Source organism: Vibrio sp. D404a, assembly GCF_030248535.1.
In the GTDB taxonomy this organism is placed as follows: domain Bacteria; phylum Pseudomonadota; class Gammaproteobacteria; order Enterobacterales; family Vibrionaceae; genus Vibrio.
In genome coordinates this window covers 1-21,037 of record NZ_JAHGAJ010000046.1, presented here as the reverse complement: position 1 = coordinate 21,037, position 21,037 = coordinate 1, and the positions used below count along the sequence as shown (strand labels likewise).

Annotated in this window: 18 protein-coding genes; 8 read left to right on the top strand and 10 right to left on the bottom strand. The window is 45.3% G+C overall.

Translation table 11 applies throughout. The features are described from left to right. Window positions 1-33 precede the first annotated feature (33 nt). The 3 genes from KI655_RS22565 to KI655_RS22555 all read right to left on the bottom strand — a co-directional run bounded on the left by KI655_RS22565 (window position 34) and on the right by KI655_RS22555 (window position 2,374). Window positions 34-702 (bottom strand): OmpA family protein, encoded by a 669-nt coding sequence (locus KI655_RS22565; RefSeq protein WP_285408987.1) that lies wholly within the window; start codon window positions 700-702, stop codon window positions 34-36. 117 nt (window positions 703-819) lie between these two features. Continuing rightward, window positions 820-1,509 (bottom strand): DUF2786 domain-containing protein, encoded by a 690-nt coding sequence (locus KI655_RS22560; RefSeq protein WP_285408859.1) that lies wholly within the window; start codon window positions 1,507-1,509, stop codon window positions 820-822. Between the two features lie 178 nt (window positions 1,510-1,687). Then, entirely contained in the window at window positions 1,688-2,374 is a 687-nt protein-coding gene (locus KI655_RS22555; protein ID WP_285408858.1) for a DUF3334 family protein, read from the bottom strand. 220 nt (window positions 2,375-2,594) lie between these two features. Here KI655_RS22555 and KI655_RS22550 point away from each other — a divergent pair, with 220 nt between their 5' ends. The 3 genes from KI655_RS22550 to KI655_RS22540 all read left to right on the top strand — a co-directional run bounded on the left by KI655_RS22550 (window position 2,595) and on the right by KI655_RS22540 (window position 7,901). Beyond that, window positions 2,595-5,630 (top strand): FAD-binding and (Fe-S)-binding domain-containing protein, encoded by a 3,036-nt coding sequence (locus KI655_RS22550; RefSeq protein WP_285408856.1) that lies wholly within the window; start codon window positions 2,595-2,597, stop codon window positions 5,628-5,630. 59 nt (window positions 5,631-5,689) lie between these two features. Beyond that, a complete protein-coding gene (locus KI655_RS22545) occupies window positions 5,690-6,151 on the top strand; it encodes an isoprenylcysteine carboxylmethyltransferase family protein (protein WP_285408854.1) in 462 nt (153 codons plus the stop codon). Between the two features lie 136 nt (window positions 6,152-6,287). Beyond that, window positions 6,288-7,901 (top strand): trypsin-like serine protease, encoded by a 1,614-nt coding sequence (locus tag KI655_RS22540; RefSeq protein WP_285408852.1) that lies wholly within the window; start codon window positions 6,288-6,290, stop codon window positions 7,899-7,901. Between the two features lie 179 nt (window positions 7,902-8,080). Here the strand turns inward: KI655_RS22540 and KI655_RS22535 are convergent, their stop codons facing one another. From KI655_RS22535 to hutC, 6 genes are all read right to left on the bottom strand, one after another. Continuing rightward, window positions 8,081-8,806 (bottom strand): DUF3581 domain-containing protein, encoded by a 726-nt coding sequence (locus KI655_RS22535; protein WP_285408850.1) that lies wholly within the window; start codon window positions 8,804-8,806, stop codon window positions 8,081-8,083. Window positions 8,807-9,071: 265 nt separating this feature from the next. Then, the gene (gene hutH / locus KI655_RS22530; RefSeq protein ID WP_285408849.1) at window positions 9,072-10,604 is read right to left on the bottom strand and encodes a histidine ammonia-lyase; all 1,533 of its coding nucleotides are present in this window, start codon (window positions 10,602-10,604) and stop codon (window positions 9,072-9,074) included. Between the two features lie 14 nt (window positions 10,605-10,618). Then, window positions 10,619-12,313: a urocanate hydratase gene (gene hutU / locus KI655_RS22525; protein WP_285408848.1), complete on the bottom strand. Its 1,695-nt coding sequence runs from the start codon at window positions 12,311-12,313 to the stop codon at window positions 10,619-10,621. Between the two features lie 44 nt (window positions 12,314-12,357). Next, window positions 12,358-13,353 (bottom strand): formimidoylglutamase, encoded by a 996-nt coding sequence (gene hutG, locus KI655_RS22520; RefSeq protein ID WP_285408847.1) that lies wholly within the window; start codon window positions 13,351-13,353, stop codon window positions 12,358-12,360. Beyond that, entirely contained in the window at window positions 13,340-14,578 is a 1,239-nt protein-coding gene (hutI, locus tag KI655_RS22515) for an imidazolonepropionase (RefSeq protein WP_285408985.1), read from the bottom strand. The genes hutG and hutI overlap by 14 nt, the downstream gene beginning before the upstream one ends. A gap of 111 nt (window positions 14,579-14,689) precedes the next feature. Continuing rightward, on the bottom strand, window positions 14,690-15,403 hold the full coding sequence (gene hutC / locus KI655_RS22510; RefSeq protein WP_285408845.1) for a histidine utilization repressor: 714 nt from the start codon (window positions 15,401-15,403) through the stop codon (window positions 14,690-14,692). A 185-nt stretch (window positions 15,404-15,588) separates the two neighbouring features. On the opposite strand from hutC, the gene KI655_RS22505 reads away from it, so the two are divergent. After that, a complete protein-coding gene (locus KI655_RS22505; RefSeq protein ID WP_285408844.1) occupies window positions 15,589-16,332 on the top strand; it encodes a sporulation protein in 744 nt (247 codons plus the stop codon). 133 nt (window positions 16,333-16,465) lie between these two features. Here KI655_RS22505 and KI655_RS22500 read toward each other — a convergent pair whose 3' ends face one another. Next, on the bottom strand, window positions 16,466-17,443 hold the full coding sequence (locus KI655_RS22500) for a DUF3187 family protein (RefSeq protein ID WP_285408842.1): 978 nt from the start codon (window positions 17,441-17,443) through the stop codon (window positions 16,466-16,468). Window positions 17,444-17,765: 322 nt separating this feature from the next. On the opposite strand from KI655_RS22500, the gene thrS reads away from it, so the two are divergent. The 4 genes from thrS to rplT all read left to right on the top strand — a co-directional run bounded on the left by thrS (window position 17,766) and on the right by rplT (window position 20,943). Beyond that, on the top strand, window positions 17,766-19,694 hold the full coding sequence (gene thrS, locus KI655_RS22495) for a threonine--tRNA ligase (protein ID WP_152468586.1): 1,929 nt from the start codon (window positions 17,766-17,768) through the stop codon (window positions 19,692-19,694). Window positions 19,695-19,697: 3 nt separating this feature from the next. Further along, the gene (gene infC / locus KI655_RS22490; RefSeq protein ID WP_084181800.1) at window positions 19,698-20,249 is read left to right on the top strand and encodes a translation initiation factor IF-3; all 552 of its coding nucleotides are present in this window, start codon (window positions 19,698-19,700) and stop codon (window positions 20,247-20,249) included. A 104-nt stretch (window positions 20,250-20,353) separates the two neighbouring features. After that, on the top strand, window positions 20,354-20,548 hold the full coding sequence (gene rpmI, locus KI655_RS22485) for a 50S ribosomal protein L35 (RefSeq protein ID WP_032549209.1): 195 nt from the start codon (window positions 20,354-20,356) through the stop codon (window positions 20,546-20,548). Between the two features lie 41 nt (window positions 20,549-20,589). Further along, on the top strand, window positions 20,590-20,943 hold the full coding sequence (rplT, locus tag KI655_RS22480) for a 50S ribosomal protein L20 (protein WP_004401084.1): 354 nt from the start codon (window positions 20,590-20,592) through the stop codon (window positions 20,941-20,943). The last annotated feature ends 94 nt before the right edge of the window (window positions 20,944-21,037 follow it).

Here is a 21,037-nt window from a genome sequence, read left to right as displayed (position 1 = left end):
AAAAGCCCAGCGAGTGGCTGGGCTTCATCGAGATTATTTCAATGGTAGAATTTGAATCTCTACACGACGGTTACACGCTCGACCTTGAGAGGTACCGTTGTCACAAATTGGGTAGCGTTCACCGTTACCACGAGCAATAGCACGGCCTGCTGCAACATCCTGTGAAATCAGGAATGCACGAACAGATTCGGCACGACGCTCAGATAGGATCTGGTTCGTCGACTCGCTGCCTGTGCTGTCTGTGTGACCATCGATCACTAGGCTTGTGTCTGGGTATTCAACCAAGATACGCGCTACACCACGCAGTGTGTTGTGAATGCTTGATTCTAGAGCGTAAGAGCCAGACTCAAAGCCAATGCCGTTCTCTAGACGAAGCAGCAGTTGGTTTTCGCCAACACGCTCAACTTGAACACCAGAGTTAAGCAGTTCTTGGCGAAGTGCTGCTTCTTGTTGGTCGAAGTAGTAACCAATACCACCACCGACCGCTGCACCACCTGCAGCACCGATCAGTGCACGCTTACGGCGATCTTTCGAGTCGTCACCGGTTGCTGCACCTGCTACGGCACCAGCAATAGCGCCGATTAGAGCACCTTGTGTTGCAGAGTTTGTTTCAGATTCACCTGTTGTTGCGTTTTGACGCTGTGTTGCCTGACAGCCAGTTAGAGCGATTGTTAGCGCAAGTGCTAGTGTGATTTTTTTCAACGTGTTGTCTCCATGTTGTACTGCAGCCATATCCGTAGTGTCCATGGCAAACATATTGTTCTGTATATCCGTCGAAGGAAATATTTACCAGCGATTTACTATTGAGTAAAGCGAGTATTAGGATTTAGTAATGCGTTTTGCCGCTTGAGCTCCGCCAACAGGCCGGTTCACCGATAGTTTACGACCCTTTTTCAAGCCAACTTCGTAGTCTGCGGTGAGGTTTTTCATCGCCTCTTTGAGTTGCTGTTTAAAGGTTTCGCGGTCGATGTTCTTAAACTCTTTATCAATGTAGTTATTGATTTTGTTGTTTGACTCATCGTCGGGCGTGATGGTTGGCAGTTTCTCAAGAGCGCCTTCAACCCAGCCAGAAACAAACGAGTTTACTCGACGAGTCACTTCCAGCGAGCTGGTACCAGAGCCTGCAAAGCTGTTACGGAATTGACCTGTATGCTCGTTCATTTCGCGATAGATGATGTCAAAAGCAAAAGCCGCGAAGATAGCGCGATCGGCTTCTCCGATGAACTCGGCACGCTTTAGGCCTTTATGGTTCAACAAAACCGCTTCTACACCGAATTTGGTATTAATACCGCGAATAACGCGCAGCAGAGTAGAGCTGATATTAGCGGGCAGTAGATGTGTGGACTGAGTTTTCCCCATCTTGATGAATTCAATATCGTCCTTCTCAAGGCCGTATTTAAGCATCAAGTTATGCGCCATTTTGATCGCGTTAGCAGCTTCGTTAACGTTGGCTGAGTTTCCAAGCTCTAAACACTTGGCAATTTTTTTGAGGGCTCTTTTCTTATCCATCGACTGACTTAATCATTACCGCAATTTTTTAAAAGTCCGACATTTTACCCGTTTTAGTGGCTAACAGAAAGTAAAAGTGATGTCAGTAAGCGATGTTGGTGATGAGTAGGTAGGGCGAGAAAAGAAAAACACCATCAAATGATTGATGGTGTTTTGGGATTTGAAAACGAGAATTCGTTTAGATGCCTAGCTCGTCAAGAAGGTCTGCAGCGGCGTCGTTATCAGACGGCTTATTATTGTCTGATTTTTCTTCGTTCATTTTCTTCTGAGTCGCTTCTAGGATGCTATCTGGGCACTCGTCCTCAGAAATCTCAAACTCTTCAAGCTGAATGAACTCTGTTTTGTCCATAGCAAGCTCTAGGTAGAAGATGTTGTTCTTCTCAGTAGAGAACGTAACACGGCGTGCCTGTGGGCGATCTAAGTTCGTGTCGACTGACAGGTTAACTTGCTTGTTCAGTGCTAGCATTTTTGGTTGGTTTTGCGTGATGTTTGTCTGCAGCTCTTTGCGAACTTTGTTGGTGAAATCACCCACTAATTGGTTCATCAACTCACCCAGTACATCACCGACTTCATCTGAGGTGTGCAGTACTGCCAGTTCGTCTTCAGGCATGCCCATGTTGCGCATGTAGTTTGTGTAGATCTCTAGTGCCGCTTTCGACGTGAAGTTGATAACAACTAGACCAGAAAAACCACCGTCAAAAAGAACAAAACAACCAAAGTCAGGTTTAAGGCTGGTTTTACTGATCTTTTGGACCATTGCTGAGTATTGAACTGAAGAGGCAGTTGCAGAAGTCAGTACGCTTGATACCGATTGGCATAGTTTTAGAAGAATGTCTTCTGTTGTGACTGTCTTATTTTTTCTCATTATATTGTGCTCATGGGTATCTTTAACAAAACGATATCCAGTATGTTACTACTGAAAGAATAGAAAAGTGACTATTATTGCATTCTTGCATTGAGATTCTCTTTTGATCACCTTTTTATATGAACTTATTAGTAGTAAAGTGACGAAATTCAAAGAAAATTATTAAAATTCTAACTTAACCCAATGCTGATAGGATCAGCGAAGTAGGGGCAGGAAGCAAATGTTACCAAGACTTCAACTCAATGCTGATGTCGATCCAGTTGTTGTTCGCTTTTTAGAAGAGTTAAAAGCGGCCGGTTTTACTGGTGACATCGAATCTCATTACGCAAGCCGTTTGGCCGTCGCAACCGATAACAGTGTTTATCAACAGTTGCCGCAAGCGGTGGTACTCCCTAAAACAACCCACGATGTCTCTCTAGTCGGAAAAATCAGTGCGAAATCCACGTATGAAAGGGTAACTTTTTCCCCTCGTGGTGGCGGTACTGGTACTAACGGTCAATCCCTGACTAAAGGGGTCGTCGTCGACCTTTCTCGTTACATGAATCAAGTTATTGAGATGAACGAAAAAGAGGGCTGGGTTCGTGTTCAAGCTGGTATCGTAAAAGATCAGCTTAACGATGCGGTTCGTCCATATGGTTACTTTTTCTCTCCTGATCTCTCTACCAGTAACCGCGCTACGCTAGGCGGCATGATTAACACGGATGCTTCAGGTCAAGGCTCGTTGAAATATGGCAAAACTTCCGACCATGTTCTTTCACTGCAAGCGGTGTTTGCTGATGGCTCGGTTTTGGAGTCAGACCTTTCTAATGGGTTACCTAACGTTGGTGAGTTCGCTCATAAGGCGTTAGAGGTCACTGAGTCTGTTTGTCGTGAAAAACGTGCGCAAATCTTAGAGAAATTCCCACCATTAAACCGCTTTCTTACGGGGTACGACCTGAAAAATGCACTAGACGATGAAAACGATCGTTTTGATATCACTCGTGTGCTTTGTGGTGCAGAAGGCTCATTGGCTTTTATTACTGAGGCGAAGCTCAACCTCACGCCAATCCCTAAAGCTCGCACCTTAGTTAACGTTAAGTACAACTCGTTCGATTCGGCGCTACGTAACGCTCCCTTTATGGTTGAAGCGAAAGCACTATCGGTAGAAACTGTTGATTCGCGTGTTCTGAACTTGGCGAAGCAAGACATTGTTTGGCATACAGTAAGCGATTTGCTTACCGACGTGCCGAACAAAGAGATGCTTGGCATTAACATGGTTGAGTTTGCCGGCCAAGACGAAGCAGAGGTTGAAGCGCAAGTGAACGCTTTAACTGAGCGCTTGAACCAAATGCTAGAAGCTGAAGAGGCGGGTATTATCGGTTTCCAAGTGTGCAGTGACCTAGCAAGCATTGGCCGTATTTACAACATGCGTAAGAAAGCCGTTGGACTTCTTGGCGCTGCCAAAGGTCGTGCAAAGCCGGTTGCTTTTGCTGAAGATACCTGTGTTCCACCTGAAAACTTGGCTGACTTCATTGTTGAGTTCCGCGAACTGCTTGATGCTAAGTCTCTCAATTACGGTATGTTTGGTCACGTCGATGCCGGTGTTCTTCACGTCCGTCCAGCTCTTGATCTGTGCGATCCAAAGCAAGAAGCCTTAATGCATGAAATCTCAGACGAGGTTGTTAAGCTGGTGGCTAAATATGGCGGCTTGATGTGGGGTGAGCACGGTAAGGGTTTCCGCTCTGAATATGGCCCAGACTTCTTTGGTCAGGAGCTATTCACTGAGCTTCGTCGCGTAAAAGCAGCATTTGATCCGCACAATAAGATGAACCCGGGTAAGATCTGTACGCCGCTTGATAGTGATGCAGAGCTAGTAAAAGTCACTGACACCAAACGTGGCTATTACGACCGTCAAATTGATGTGCAGGTGCGCGACAGCTTTAAACAAGCGATGGAATGTAACGGTAACGGCTTATGTTTTAACTACGACACCAGCTCGCCAATGTGTCCTTCGATGAAAGTTACCGCTGATCGTCGTCACTCTCCGAAAGGCCGTGCAGGTTTAGTGCGTGAATGGTTGCGTCAGTTGACTGAGCAAGGTGTTGATATCCTCGATCTAGAGCAACAAGCACTAAATGATTCAACGCCTGTGAAAACTATGATTGAGCGCGTTCGTAACTCACTTAACAAGCGTCACGAATACGACTTCTCTCATGAAGTGCACGAAGCGATGAATGGCTGTCTTGCTTGTAAAGCGTGTGCGAGTCAGTGTCCGATTAAAGTTGACGTTCCGAGCTTCCGCTCTCGCTTCTTAAATATCTACTACTCTCGTTATCAACGTCCGGCGAAAGACTACTTGGTGGCGAACATTGAAACCATGTTGCCGCTGATGGCGAAAGCGCCAAAAGTTGTCAATGCGGCTCTGTCTCAGAAGTGGGTGCAAAGTGCGACAGCGAAAACGGTGGGTTATGTTGATGCACCGTTGATGTCAGTGCCTACTCTAGATAAGCGATTGGCAGGAAAACAGCTCAAGGCTTTTGACTTGCAGTACCTAGAGGGGCTGTCAAAGGAGCAGAAACAACAGCACGTTCTGATTGTTCAAGACCCATTTACCAGTTACTACGATGCAGAAGTGGTTGAAGACTTTGTCTCGTTACTTATCAAGCTCGGTAAGACGCCGGTTGTGTTGCCATTCAAACCAAATGGTAAGGCTCAGCATATTAAGGGCTTTTTGAGTCGATTTGCTAAGAACGCCAAATCAACGGCTGATTTTCTATCGCTGATCGCTGATATTGGTATTCCGCTAGTGGGTGTCGATCCTGCTTTGGTACTTTGTTACCGTGATGAATATCTAGAAGTACTCGGTAACAAACGTGGTGACTTCGATGTTCTTACTGTGCATGAGTGGATGCTGCCACGTCTTGAGGATTTTGCTACTCGTGAGTCTAGTCAAGAGATGTGGTATCTCTTCGCTCACTGTACCGAAAAGACCAAGATGCCAAACGCTGAGAAAGAGTGGGGCGCAATATTCGCTCACTTCGGTGCCGGTTTAACAACAGTGCCTGTTGGTTGTTGTGGTATGGCGGGTACCTTTGGTCATGAAGTAGACAAGCTACAAATGTCGAAAGATATCTATGGATTGAGTTGGAAGCCACAAATTCAAGATCTTCCTAAAGATCGATGCCTCGCAACAGGGTACTCTTGTAGGAGTCAGGTTAAGCGTTTCGAGGGAGAGAAACTTGCTCACCCACTGCAAGCGCTTGAAAGATTGATATAAATGATGAAGCCCAGCAATGACTGGGCTTTTTAATATCTCAATGTCGCATAAGGAAGGCTATGAAGTTCTTGGAATTAAAAGTACCACCGCTCGCGCTGTTTGTTGTAATTCTATTGTTGTCGTACTGGCTAGCGAATAGCCTGACATTTGCTTCGTTTCCTGTTCCTTACCATCAACTCGTATCCGTACTGGGAGTAGTTGTCAGTGGTGTAATTGGTGTTTCTGCGGTTTGGGAGTTCAAAAAACGCAAAACAACAGTAAATCCAATCAAAGTCGACACTGCCTCTCTAGTGGTCGATTCAGGCATCTTTGGCTACAGCAGAAATCCAATGTATCTCGCGCTCTTCATTCTGCTTTTTTGTTTCGGATACTACCTTCAAAATCTATTCAGCCTATCACTCAGCTTTCTATTTGTGATCTATATGAACCGCTTTCAAATCCTTCCTGAAGAGCAAGCTTTGGAATCGCTATTCGGTGCCGAATACGTTGATTACAAACAGAAAGTTCGTCGATGGGTTTAATTTTCATACTGATGTAAATGATAATTGTTTTCATAATAATATGTACGTCACAAAAATACAAAACTCATGTTTCATATGTTTAATTTATAAATTAGCCTGCGCCGACTATTAGAAGTAATAAAGGCTAGGTACAAATATGAAACAGACTAAGTTGCTATCCGCTGTTATTGGATTGGCATGTTTGTCTTCGACGCCAGCGATCGCTGATGTCTCTTCTCGAATCATTAATGGTGAGGTAGCTGACGCAAGTAGCTGGCCTTTTATGGCTGCACTCGTAACCAAAAACCTGGATGCTTATAAAAGCCAGTTTTGTGGTGCAAGCTACATTGGTGAGCGCTATGTGCTAACTGCAGCACACTGTGTGGAAGATGAAAACGCAGAAGATGTAGAAGTAGTCATCGGCGTATCAGATCTATCTTCCAATGAAGTGCAAGATCATCGTTATGGCGTGAAGAATATTTATATTCATGCTCAATATGGCCAAGTTGGGATGAGCAATGATATTGCTATCATTGAGCTAACCGAGATTCCCCAAGAAAAAGCTGTTTCTCTGGCAGATAGTCACCTACGTTGGAATTTAAATGACGGTCAAAACCTCACGGTGATGGGGTGGGGTGATCAGGACACATCGAGTAACTTCGCCAATAGTAACCATCTCTATCAAGTGGATGTACCGCTCGTTAATCAAGAAGTCTGTAAAAGCATTGATCGTTCCATCAACCCAAACTACGAAAAAATTGGTGATGACGCATTTTGTGCCGGCTTTGTGAATGGTGGTAAAGACTCTTGCCAAGGGGATAGCGGTGGTCCGATTGTTGTTGAGACAAATGGCACCTTTGAACAACTTGGCGTTGTCAGTTGGGGTGAGGGTTGTGCTCAGGCAAACGCTTATGGTGTCTATGCGAACGTAGGTCACTTTGAGTCATGGGTTGCTGATATGACAAGAGGCTTTAGTTATCGCTCTCGTGAGCACCTACACATGCGTCCTGTTGGTCAATTAAGTCATACGTTCAAGTTTGATAACTTTAGCGATCAGACAATTGTCTTTTCAGGTGTTAATCCGGTGAGCGGTTCTCAAATTACGAGTAATGGCTGTAACAGCCTGGAGATTGGTGCAAGCTGTGAAATCCAAATCACAAAGAACTTAGCGACCGTAGGCTATTCTTCTTTTGGTATCGAGTTTAATACTGACTTACCAGGATCTGAAACGGTAACCAATCTTGTGGAGGTTAATGCGGGAAATCCTGTTAATCAACAAACAGCGAACCTTATTTCCATCCCTTACGATGAGATAGTGAGTAACAGAACTTGGAAAGTAGAAGGCAATGAAATTGTTTCCCCATTCCTGTTCAATTCTCAAGTTGCTCGTTTAGGTATTAATGGTATCCCTAAGGGGAGCGTTACACTTGATTTAAATATTTCGACAGAAGAGAGATATGACGAAGTAGTTATTTTGACAAATGGGAAGCTTGCTTACTTTAACTCTGGCATTGTGTCTGGGACAGTATCGGTACCTATGGTTCGCGAAACGGGAAATAGCTTAGAAATTCTCTATGTAAAAGATAATTCTCAATCAGCAGGAAACGATGAAATTAGATTTAGCAACCTAAGGCACAGTAGCGACGTTGTTGGCTCTAACTTGAGTGGAAATAACGTCGCTAAGTCAGGTAGCGGCGGTGGCGGCGGTTCACTAGGTTGGCACTGGCTTCTACTATTGGCAGGTGCTGGCTTGATGAGAAAGCGCCACTAATTTCCCAGTGTTTTGATTTAAAGAGCTTCGTATTGTGAAGCTCTTTTTGTTTAAACCTTATACTTCGATCATTAAGTTGCAGACATCAAAAAGCCCAGCTTACTTCAGGCTGGGCTTTATAATTTTTGCTATCGCTTAATTTTTTACGACCGCTATGTGCTAAAGAGCTGTTTGAGTCATTAAGCGGCTGCAGCGAACTGTGCTAGAAACATATCTTTGCGCTCGTTAAAGCGGTTTACTAGGTCGTCCACTGATGCTTGGTCGTATGGCTTAAGGCCGCTTGCAACCATGCGCTTCACGCCTTTACCTACAATTTCACCGTCTTCTTTGAAATCGAAGTTAAGGGTTACGACACCACGCTTACCTTCAACATCGAATGTCGCGCCAGAGAATGCCACTTCTGGGTGAGTCAGGTCTAGGCGAGAGAATTCAACTTCCATGCTTTCATAGATGACCAGTGGTCGCTGGCAGTTGATCATCATTTGTTGCTCTTCCATAAGAGGAACCATGATGTGCGGGAAGTTCATGCCAGAGAACTGAACGTAGTTAGTCACGACATGCTCGATGAATGCTTGATCTTGGCTTGTTTCACCTTCACATGTCATGTGTAGGTACTCTTTGCCTTTCTCATCAACAACAGCACTCTCTTTATCGCACTTGTTTTCTACATCTAATGCAATGCCATCGCTTACCATGCCTGAAAAATCAAAACGCATCTTTTGGCTGATGCCTTGCTTTTGCAGTAGAACCGCAAACAATAGGTCGCCAGGTACACAGAAGCGCTTGTTGTCTTCATCGTGAATTGGGTTGAAATCACCAGCAACCTTTTTTGCAAAGTGGCTAGCTTGTTCACGAGTGAATTGAAATTTGTTTTCTTCAGTAGAAACGTATGGTGTTAGAAACATAATACCGCTATTCATTATCAAAACTGCGGCGATTATAACGGACTAATTCGAATCTAATGGTCTATCCAGTTAGTGACTGTGTTCATATGCTACGGAATGGTAACGCGGTTGTTATGTGATCTTGGTTTAGTTATTTGTGATGTGAATGGTAGGAGGGGTTTGGGAAGGTGAACTACTGTATGGCGATACCTGCACTCCATTTCTGAGCGATGAAGTGCAGGTTGATCGATTAAGTAGAGATATTCTCAACTTAGGATATTGCTAACTAAAAGCTACACAGAATACCGTCAGGCATCAGATGATTGTGCACGGATAGCTTAAGCAGCAAGTTCGCTTGTTCGATGTCTGGCGAAAAGTAACGGTCTTTGTCATAGAAGCTGACTTTCTCTCGCAGGATCTGTTTCGCTTCTTCGACTTTAGCTGAGGACTTGTTTGGTGCTCGGAAATCAAGCCCTTGCGCTGCTGATAAATATTCAACCGCAAGAATGCCACGGGTGTTTTCGGCCATGTCACGTAAGCGTCGACCTGCGAACGTTGCCATTGATACGTGGTCCTCTTGGTTTGCAGACGTTGGTAAGCTATCAACTGACGCAGGGTGAGCAAGCGTTTTGTTTTCACTCGCTAGCGCTGCAGAAGTTACCTGAGCAATCATAAAGCCTGAGTTTACACCACCGTTATCGACCAAGAATGGTGGCAGTTTGCTCAGTGCGCTATCGATAAGCAGAGCCATGCGGCGCTCTGACAAGCTACCGATTTCAGCAATAGCCAGCGCTAAATTATCTGCTGCCATTGCCACAGGTTCTGCGTGGAAGTTACCACCAGAAATGATGTCGCCATCGTCAGCGAAAACCAGCGGGTTATCAGACACAGAGTTTGCTTCAATCTTTAGGATCTCTGCCGCGTTTCTGATCTGTTGTAAACACGCGCCCATCACTTGAGGCTGACAACGCAGTGAATATGGGTCTTGAACCTTTTCACAACAGGTATGAGACTCACCAATTTCACTCGTTTGATCGAGTAGATGACGGTAAGCCAGTGCGGCGTCCATTTGTCCACGATGGCCACGAACACGGTGGATTCGAGGGTCGAATGGTCTGCGACTGCCAAGCGCTGCTTCAACAGACATCGCTCCACATACAGTTGCTGAAGCGAATAGATCTTCTGCCGCAAACAAACCTTCTAGCGCGAATGCTGTAGACGCTTGTGTGCCGTTCAGTAGCGCTAAACCTTCTTTTGGCGCGAGGGTAATTGGCTCAAGTCCTGCAATTTGCATTGCTTCTAAGCCGGTAATGATCTTGCCATTGTGACGTGCTTGACCTTCACCCAGTAGAACCGTACTCATATGTGCTAATGGTGCTAAATCACCCGAAGCGCCAACCGAGCCTTTCTGTGGTACACAAGGATATACTTGCGCATTCACTAGGTCGATCAGTGCATTGATGACTTTAAGACGAATACCCGAATAGCCACGAGATAGGCTGTTGATCTTCAGTACCATCATTAGACGAACGGTCTCGTCAGACATGAACTTGCCGATACCTGCCGCATGAGACAGCACGATACTTTTCTGCAGTACTTCTAAATCTTCAGGGGCGATTTTGGTGTTTGCGAGTAAGCCAAAGCCAGTGTTGATGCCGTAAACTGTACGATCTTCGGCGATCACTTGCTCAACGACTTGAGTGCTTGCCTCTATATCAGGAACCGCTTCCGGATCCAGTGATAGGTTCACAGGGCTGCGGCTGATTTTACGAAGCTCGGATAGGCCAAGTTGCCCCGGTTTTAGTAATAGGTTCAACATATCTTCTCTCACTCCTAAAGCTTACGTAGTTCAGCGTTTAACATCGGTAGGTCCAGTTTTTGGTCTTTCGCGCACTGCTTAGCAATGTCGTAACCTGCATCGGCGTGTCGCATTACGCCGGTTGCTGGGTCGTTGTGTAGCACGCGAGCGATACGACGAGACGCATCATCACTACCATCACAACAGATCACCATACCTGAGTGCTGCGAGAAGCCCATACCAACACCGCCACCGTGGTGTAGAGAAACCCACGTTGCGCCGCCAGCTGTGTTCAACAGTGCATTGAGTAGCGGCCAATCTGATACAGCATCAGAGCCATCCATCATGCTTTCTGTTTCACGGTTAGGGCTGGCTACTGAGCCAGAATCTAGGTGGTCACGACCAATAACGACTGGTGCTTTTAGTTCGCCATTTTTAACCATTTCGTTGAACGCTTGACCTAAACGTTCACGGTCTTTCAATCCAACCCAACAGATACGAGCAGGCAAACCTTGGAACTGAATGCGCTCACGAGCCATATCTAGCCAGTTGTGAAGGTGTGGGTTATCAGGAATCAGCTCTTTTACTTTCTGATCGGTTTTGTAGATATCTTCTGGATCACCAGACAGTGCAGCCCAACGGAATGGACCAATACCTTCACAGAATAAAGGTCGAATGTATTGTGGAACAAAACCCGGGAAATCGAATGCGTTTTCTACGCCTTCTTCCAGTGCCATTTGACGGATGTTGTTACCATAGTCCACAGTTGCTGCGCCTCGTGCTTGTAGATCTAGCATCGCTTGCACTTGGATTGCCATTGACTGCTTCGCTGCTTTGACTACTTTCGCTTCATCGGCTAAGCGCTCTTCCGCTGCTTTCTCCATTGACCAACCTTGAGGTAGGTAGCCATTGAGAGGGTCGTGAGCGGAGGTTTGGTCTGTTACTGCATCCGGTGTGATGTTGCGTTCTACAAGCTCAGGGAATACATCCGCTGCGTTACCAAGTAGGCCAACAGACACGGGTGTTTCAGATTCTGTAATGATCGCCATCGCTTCATCTAGGCTGGTAGCTTTCTTGTCGACATAGCCAGTGCGTAGGCGGTAATCAATACGAGATTCATCACACTCAACTGCGATCATAGAGAAACCTGCCATGGTTGCCGCTAGAGGTTGAGCGCCTCCCATGCCACCAAGACCGCCTGTTAGGATCCAGCGTCCTTTTGCATCACCATTGAAGTGCTGCTTAGCCATTGCAACGAAGGTTTCGTAAGTACCTTGAACAATGCCTTGTGAGCCGATGTAGATCCAGCTACCTGCGGTCATTTGGCCGTACATCATCAAACCTTGTTTATCGAGTTCGTTAAAGTGCTCCCAGTTCGCCCAGTGAGGAACTATGTTTGAGTTTGCAATCAATACTCGTGGTGCGTCTTTGTGAGTTGGGAAAACGCCTACGGGTTTGCCTGATTGTACCAATAGGGTTTGGTCGTCTTCTAGGCGCTCTAGTACTTCAACAATAGTATCGAAGCATTTCCAGTCGCGAGCAGCGCGACCAATACCACCGTATACAACCAGTGAGTGAGGGTGCTCAGCGACATCTGGGGCTAGGTTGTTCATTAACATACGTAGTGGCGCTTCTGTCAGCCAAGACTTAGTACGCAGTGTCGTACCATGCGGAGCGCGAATCTCACGTGAGGTATCTAGGCGAGGGTCGCTATTGTGATGTTCCGTCATGTTGGATTTCCTTATGTTCACGTTATCTTTTGTTTTTATTAAAGTTATGCGTTTGCCATAGCGTTGGCGATATCCCAACATAAGCGCGCAGCGAGCCGAGCGGTTTGTTGGTCTATGTCGTAATTTGGGTTGTACTCGGCAATGTCAGCGAGTAGCAATTTATCTGGGTGTTGAAGTACTAGTTCGAGTAACGGGGCAAGAATGTCGTAGCTCACTCCACGAGCTGCAGGTGCGCTAACCCCGGGTGCTGTTGCTGCTGGGAACACATCAAGATCTATGGTGAGATACAGGTAGTCACATTGCTTGATGAATTCAGAGAGCTTTTCTAGGTTACCGACTAAATTCGGGTAAGTGATCTGGTGATCGTTCAAATACCAAACATTGAGTGCGTCTGCTTTTTTAAACAGAGCTTGCGTATTGCTAGCCGCACTGACACCCAAGCAAGCGTAATGAAATGGCCAACCTTTAGTTTGGCACCATTGATGAATCTGATTAAATGGCGTACCTGAGCTTGGTTTGACGTCAGCAATCTCGCTTTCATGTTCACGCAAATCGAAATGCGCATCGAAATTGATGATGCCGATACGAGGTGATGGACCTTGTGATATATGATCAAGATGGTTTGCTAACCCTTGAAATGATGCCCAAGCGATCTCATGTCCACCTCCCAGCACTATGGTGCGTGTTTTATTTAGGGCTTTCGTCACCACCTCTGCACATTGCGTCTGTGCGCTAGTGAGATCATCACCTTCACAGGTCACATTTCCGAGATCGTAAACATTGGCTTGGTTATGCCATGCCATATTCGCGAGTGCTTGGCGAATGAGGTTTGGTGATTGCTTAGCACCTACGCGTCCTTTGTTGCGTGCGACGCCAGCATCAGTCTCAAAACCGATAAGCGCAACGCTTCGTTCAGAGGGTATGTTCAAGCAATCAACGACCTGCGTGATGTGGTGAACTCGTTTGCCATCTGCACCATCTTCTAGGTCATCACGACCTGTCCAATTATGATTGTGTTGGGTCAGGTTAGAGGCTGTCATGGCATAGCTCTCCTGCAACAATACGTTTTGATAAACGTGGTACACCGACCTGATAACTCAGATCCGCTGGATGTTCGATGTTCCAAATTGCGAAATCCGCATCGTAACCTTGTGCAATTTTCCCAAGAGAGCCTGCTTTGCCAATAGCTTGCGCTGCTTGACAGGTAACGCCTCTCAATGACTCTTCTGGAGTCAAACCAAAGAGAGTACAGCCCATGTTCATCATCAGTGTGAGATCAGCAAAGGGTGAAGTTCCCGGGTTTAAGTCGGTCGCGAGCGCCATCGGCACTTTGTGTTCCCGTAGAAGTTCGATAGGCGGTAGCTGAGTCTCTTTTAAAAAGTAGAAAGCCCCTGGTAGCAGCGTTGCAACGGTATTGTTTTCGCTCAGTGCTTTTACACCTGCAAGATCGAGATATTCAATGTGGTCGACGGAGGTTGCTCCAAGTTTTGCGGCTAAAGCGCTGCCACCCATATTGGAGAGTTGCTCTGTGTGACCTTTGATGGACAAGCCATGCTTTATGCCCGCTTGAAAGATGCGCTCGGTTTGTTCCAAGGTGAAGCCAATCGATTCGCAAAACACATCCACCGAATCTGCAAGTTTTTCCGCAGCGACTTGTGGAATGATGGTGTCGCAGATGAGATCGACATACTGATCGGCGTTGTCTTTAAACTCAGGTGGAACGGTATGTGCCGCTAAAAGTGTGGTTGTGATGCGTACACGGCGGTGATTTTCGAGTGCCTTTGCGGCTCTGAGCATTTTTAACTCGTCTTCGAGTGTCAAACCATAGCCCGACTTAACCTCAACGGTGGTAACGCCACTGCTTAGCAGACCATCGAGTCGTGGTAGCGCCAATTCAATCAGCTCTTCTTCACTTGCGGCACGTGTTGCTCGAACCGTTGATAAGATCCCGCCGCCTTGTGCTGCAATATCAGTGTAGGCCGCTCCGTTTAGTCGCATTTCAAACTCGTTAGCGCGATTTCCTGCATAAACCAGATGAGTGTGGCTATCGATGAAACCCGGAGTGACAAGTTTGCCTGAACAGTCGATGACTTGGTGACTTGAATTAGATACTTGTTCAGCAAAGGCGTTCGCGTCTGATGAGGCGATCTCAGCAATTTTGCCATCAATGACTAACACATCTTGAGGCTCAGATGGGATGTAGCCCAAAGGACTTGGTTCCATCGAGCTAACGCGTGTGTTTTTAAGGATCAAGCTTGCCACCATTTCGATCATTAACCTTGTTTGTTTAAATGTATATACAAATAAATAGGCTAAAGTACTTAACTAATCAAGTTGATGTTGCAAATTTGTGATCGATAAGCAGGATGATGTGCTTTAATTGAGTAGTATCTTGGAGCTTAATTTGTATTTAGAACCAGGGTGATACAGCAGGGCAAAGCTAACCAAGCGCTCTTCGCTCCATGTGCGACGATTGAGCAATAGGCATGGTTCGTTGGCTTTCATTTCTAGGCTCTCTTGAACTCTAGGCTCCGGCACAATGGCCTCAACGGTGTGTTCAATCGCACTGAGAGGGCAATTATTAGATAGGTATTCATTGGGTGTAGAGTGCGTAAAGTCTTGTTCGAGGTAATTAGGAACAATGTCTGAATTGACCCATCGACATTCCAATTGCGTTGGTGTGTTGTCAGAAAAATGGATGATTTCACTATAGAAAACAGCAGTATTGATCATCACCCCTAACTGCATCGCTGTTTTTTCATCGGCGTTTATCTTCAAGTGCTTAATGACTTTACTACGGTGGGTTTGTCCTCGCTCACGTATCTCTTGAGCAATGTTATTGATGTCTAGTAGAGGGGATTGAGCTTTTTCTGACGGTTCACAAACAAACGTGCCAACGCGCGGCTTACGAGCTAATTTCCCCTCGCTCACTAGATCTCTAATCGCTTTATTTACTGTCATTCGGCTAACGTTAAACTGCTTTGTCAGCTCTAACTCTGTGGTGATTCTGTGCCCGGGAGGCCAGTGACCCATAGCGATCTTGTCATCAATAAACTGCTTGATCTGTAAATATAACGGCGCGTTCGACATACTGGTACCTCAATTGACTATACAAATAGAGTACCTGATCTACACATGATTACAATATTTACACGAAATGTGTGGTGTAATAACTCATCCATGGGGCAAATTACTTGCTAATCATGTGTAACTACAGCAAATTTGTTGTCAGATGGTCTAAGTCTTTCAAAAAGATAATTCTAAAAAGGGAAAGTATGTTTAAGAAACTTAAAGCGTCACTGGGTATTGGTGCTGCGAAGGTCGATACCGTTTTGGATAATATTGAAGTGTTTCAAGGTGGTGAGTTGTCTGGCAACGTCCACATTTTGGGTGGTGATGTTGAACAGCAGATTGATCTGATTAACTTGGTATTGAATACCGAAGTGAAAGTAGAAACTGAGGACAGCACCAGTTATGAGACGTTTTCATTAGGCCGTATTCAAGCTGTAGAGCCGTTCACCATTCAACCGGGTGAAACTAAGCAGGTTCCGTTTCGCTTAAAACTGAATGATGAAACACCAATCACGGCACTTAACGCGAAAATGAATCAGTGCCATGTGTGGGTGGAAACTAATCTAGATATTGGTTTCGCTATCGACCCGAAAGATCGTGATTTCATTACCGTTAAGCCACTACCAACGGTGGCTAAAATCATTCAAGGTGTTGAAGAATCAGGCATGGCAATGGTAAAAGCTGACGTCGAGAAAGGCTACCTAAAAGGAAATACATTCTCATCTGTTTCGGGTTGCTATCAAGAGATAGAATTTAGAAGCGGTGGCTTTATCAATAACAAAGAGATTGAGCTTTCATTTATCGTAAATGGCAACACGGTTCACTGCTTAGCTGAAATCGATCGTTCATTAAGCTTCCGCGGCGATCAATACATCTCATTTAGCCTGCCAATCAATGCGTCTGATAGCGATATCCGTGCAGCTGTTTCTCGTATCATGAGCTCTTAACTGACGAAAGCGTATTAACTGAGCATCATCAAAGCTTAAGTATCATCAAAACTTAGGCACCATCAAAATGAGCCGTGTTCAATCACGGCTTTTTTGTGTCCAGTTCTTTGAGTACGGACATTTAAGAGGTTACTTACTCGCTGTTTTTAATCCGGTAACGGTAAGCGATCTGGAAACCCACATCGGTCGAATTGTCCATATTAACGATGTTTTCAATAATAGAGAGTTCAATGGCACCGAGAGGCGATTTATAACGATAACCAAAAAGGATCTCGTTGGCCGCTTCTGAAAACTCTGTGTTGCCATTTTCTGCACCTTCATACCATCGATACTCCAAATGCAGTTCATGATTGGTTATTAGTTCTAAGCGATAACCTGCCATAAATGAGAGTAGGGTGCTTTTGTGCGGGAAATCATTTTCTCTCTCGTAGTCGGACTGATGACTGATGGCGAATGAGGTATAGATACTTTGCTGCGTAAAAGCATAGCTGTAATTAACTTGAGCGCTTTGCTCAAAACTTTCCCCTTTAAAAATCCCATTGTTTACGTTGTTCTTATATAGGGCGACACCTAGGGACAAACCATGCGATTGGGTATTGATGAATTGGTACTGGCTATAAAGCGTAAAGGCGCTGGTCAGGGTGTCCCCAGAGAAATCGGAAATGTTGACACCATGTTGAGGAGCATAGATATCGAACTCATGTTTATCTTTTTGGTCGCGGCCTGCTTGGTCAATACTGAAGAAGTCATGGAAGTCGATGATTAAACTATCAAGGTGGTTATTGCCTGCATATAGCCATCGATAATTGAGCTCAAGCTGCCAATCTTCGTGTATTTGCCAACGCAGTCCAGTGTGGAGTTGATTCTGATAATAATCGAGATGGTAGTCATCAGAGTTTGCCCAAATACTCGCGGCAGTAAAACTGGCGAATAGCTCTATTTCTTGCTCATACATGGGAAAGCCTGAGCGCAAAGTGGGCGTATGTCGGGCGGAGTGCATAGGAGATTGCGAATAGCTCAGTAATGGCCCGTAATCATCGTTGGCAAAGCTCGGTAAGGCACAAAATAGAGAAACAAAGCTTAGCGTTTGAATTATGACTCTGTTGTTCATTCCCACCCCCAAGGTTAACTAGCGATAGTAAGTTAAGCGTAGTGGTAAAAGAGCGATTTAACATCTTATTAACTTTGGTTTTTTTGTTTGAATTTTTGGTTTTTCATGCTTAGTCGGAGTGGACGGTAAAAAGCGGTCATTGTTATTTAATATTAATTCGTTACAATGCTTGCTCACTTTTTAAAGGGGCATCTGTATTTGTTTCTTGAAAAGTGAATTTTACTTACTCATATATCCCCAACCAATTCTGATTGGTTGACCGACATATATTAAACATTTTCATGTGTTGCTTGGTGTGCAACACCACTGTAAAGGACAAATAATGCCAATTATTACTCTTCCTGACGGCAGTCAGCGTCAATTTGACAACCCTGTATCAACTCTAGATGTTGCCCTATCAATCGGTCCTGGTCTTGCGAAAGCAACCATCGCTGGTCGTGTAGATGGCGAACGCGTTGATGCTTGCGACCTAATCGAGAACGATGCAAGCCTAGAAATCATCACCGCTAAAGATGAAGTAGATGGTCTTGAAATCGTACGTCACTCTTGTGCTCACCTTCTTGGTCACGCTGTTAAGCAGCTATTCCCAGAAGCAAAAATGGCGATCGGTCCAACGATCGACAACGGCTTCTACTACGACATCGACCTAGAGCACTCTCTAACGCAAGAAGATCTTGAGAAGATTGAAAAGCGTATGAAAGAGCTGGCAAAGACCAAATACCAGGTTGTTAAGAAGAAAGTTAGCTGGCAGGAAGCGCGTGATGCTTTCGAAGCACGCGGCGAAACATACAAAATGGAAATCCTTGACGAGAACGTTTCTAAAGACGACCGTCCAGGCCTATACCACCATGAAGAATACATCGATATGTGTCGTGGTCCACACGTACCACATATGGGTTTCTGTCAGCACTTCACGCTACTAAACGTAGCTGGTGCTTACTGGCGTGGTAACAGTGACAACAAGATGCTTCAACGTATCTACGGCACTGCATTCCATGACAAGAAAGCGCTTAAAGCTCACCTAGTTCGTCTAGAAGAAGCAGCTAAGCGTGACCACCGTAAAATCGGTAAAGCATTGGATCTATTCCACATGCAGCAAGAAGCACCTGGCATGGTGTTCTGGCACCACAACGGTTGGACTATCTTCCGTGAGCTAGAAGTATTCATTCGTCAAAAACTGAACGAATACGAGTACCAAGAAGTAAAAGGTCCTCTAATGATGGACCGTGTTCTTTGGGAACGTTCTGGTCACTGGGATAAGTACGCAGAAGCGATGTTCACGACTTCTTCAGAGAACCGTGAGTACGCTATCAAGCCAATGAACTGTCCAGGTCACGTACAGATCTTCAACCAAGGTCTGAAATCTTACCGTGATTTACCGCTACGTATGGCTGAGTTCGGCTCATGTCACCGTAACGAGCCATCAGGTGCACTTCACGGCATCATGCGTGTTCGTGGCTTCACTCAAGATGATGCACACGTATTCTGTACTGAAGACCAAGTTCAACAAGAAGTTAAAGCTTGTATTGAAATGGTTTACGACACTTACACAACTTTCGGTTTCGAAAACATTGTTGTTAAGCTGTCTACTCGTCCAGAGCAACGCGTAGGTTCTGACGAAATGTGGGACCGTGCTGAGGCTGACCTTAAGCAAGCACTAGAAGCAATGGAAATCGCATACGAGATTCAAGAAGGCGAGGGTGCATTCTACGGACCTAAGATTGAATTTACTTTGCATGATTGTTTGGACCGTGCATGGCAATGTGGTACAGTGCAGCTCGATTTTGCATTACCAGAGCGTCTAGGTGCAACTTACGTTGGTGAAGATAACGAGCGTCACACGCCAGTTATGATTCACCGCGCGATTTTAGGTTCACTAGAGCGCTTCATCGGTATTCTTATTGAAGAATACGCTGGCTTCTTCCCAACGTGGTTGGCGCCAGAACAAGCAGTTGTAATGGGTATTACTGACAAACAGTCTGAATACGTACAAGAAATTACGAAAAAACTGCAAAAAAGTGGATTTAGAGTCAAAGCAGACTTGAGAAATGAGAAGATAGGCTTTAAAATCCGCGAACACACTTTGAAACGTGTACCGTTCATGCTCGTATGTGGTGACCAAGAAATGGAAGCCGGCGAAATTGCAGTACGTACACGTAAAGGCAAAGACCTAGGCAAGTTTAAAGTGGATGACTTTATTTCTTACATCCAAGCCGAGGTTTCTAGCCGTAAGCTCAATCTGGAGGAATAAGCTATTAAAGGCGGAAGACGTGGCCAACAACCGGCCAAACAAAACCAGCATCGTTTAAACGGTGAAATTCGTGGCGTTCGTGAAGTTCGTCTAACAGGCGCTGACGGCGAAGCCGTTGGTATCGTTTCTATCCAAGAAGCGCTTGATGCAGCTGTAGAAGCTGGTATGGATCTTGTAGAGATCAGCCCTAACGCCGAGCCGCCAGTTTGTCGTGTGATGGACTACGGTAAGTTCCTCTTCGAGAAGAGCAAAGCTGCGAAAGAGCAGAAGAAAAAGCAAAAGCAGATTCAGATTAAGGAAGTAAAATTCCGTCCTGGAACTGATATTGGAGACTATCAGGTAAAACTACGCAACCTGACGCGTTTCCTAGAAGACGGCAACAAAGTGAAGGTAACAATTCGCTTCCGTGGCCGCGAAATGGCTCACCAAGACATCGGTGTCGACGTTTTGAATCGTCTGAAAGAAGATACAGTAGATTTAGCTGTTGTAGAATCTTTCCCGACTCGAATCGAAGGTCGCCAGATGATCATGGTATTGGCCCCTAAAAAGAAGTAATTAACGGCTTTGCAAGTAATTGAACCCTGCAGCCTTCGGTTGCGGGGTTTTATTCGCCCTAATTACTATGTTATTAACAACTCAACAATGCGGAGTTATTCATCATGCCTAAGATGAAAACCAACAAAGGTGCTGCTAAGCGTTTCCAGAAAACTGCTGGTGGTATTAAGTTTAAGCACGCTGGTAAACGTCACATCCTGACTAAGCGTACTACTAAGAACAAGCGTCAACTACGTCCAAATGCAATCCTTCCTAAGTGTGAAGTGGCTGCAGTTGCTCGTATGATGCCATACGCTTAATTCTTTTTAGTTTAATAATCGTTTAGTTTAGGAGAAGCATAATGCCTCGCGTAAAACGTGGTGTACAAGCTCGTGCACGTCATAAGAAAGTTCTAAAACAAGCTAAAGGTTACTACGGTGCACGTTCTCGTGTTTACCGCGTAGCTTTCCAAGCAGTTACTAAAGCTGGTCAATACGCTTACCGTGACCGTCGCAACAAGAAACGTCAATTCCGTCAACTATGGATTGCACGTATCAACGCTGCATCTCGTCAGAATGGTCTATCTTACAGCCGTTTCATCAACGGTCTTAAGAAAGCATCTATCGAGATCGACCGTAAGATCCTTGCTGACATCGCGGTATTCGACAAAGCTGCATTCGCAGTTCTAGTTGAAAAAGCAAAAGCTGCTCTTTAATTAGAGTTTGCATTTAGGATTAAGAGAAGGAGAGCTTAGGCTCTCCTTTTTTATTGCCTGTAATTTGGCTTTGTCATATTCTCTCGCATCTCGC